Origin of the sequence: Bartonella sp. AA83SXKL (genome assembly GCF_042196965.1) — a bacterium.
In the GTDB taxonomy this organism is placed as follows: domain Bacteria; phylum Pseudomonadota; class Alphaproteobacteria; order Rhizobiales; family Rhizobiaceae; genus Bartonella.
In genome coordinates, this window is record NZ_JBHIRG010000209.1 from 1 (window position 1) to 359 (window position 359).

Below are 359 nucleotides of genomic sequence, written 5' to 3' on the forward strand. Positions count from 1 at the left end.
AAAATTGATCATTAGTTTATAACCACTCTATAAGCACTACTATTCAAAAGAATGCCAACAAAATTGAGGAATTTTGTGTGATCTTTTTTGCTTATTAAGCGTTTCTTTTCTGCTTCGTGAAACTTCTTAATTAATTCAACGGCTTTTTCTCTTGCTAACCCAAACTCCCCTTTTTCACGCGCTGTTATGAGAGCCGCAATATCCCTTTCAGTCTCTTTATGAACACTTAAGAGTTTGCGTCCCCATTCCCTTGCAAAAGTTTTCATGGCTGTCTTGATGAGACCAATCTTTCCTCCACTCACCGCTTGTTCTATTGTCTTTTCTTCCACTTCACCCATATGGTTTGGCAAGCGTGCAAA

Annotated in this window: 1 pseudogene; it reads right to left on the bottom strand. The window is 38.4% G+C overall.

From position 1 onward, the window contains the following. Positions 1-11: 11 nt before the first annotated feature. Positions 12-359 (bottom strand): annotated as a pseudogene (locus ACFINO_RS10655) (hypothetical protein); the annotation flags it as partial.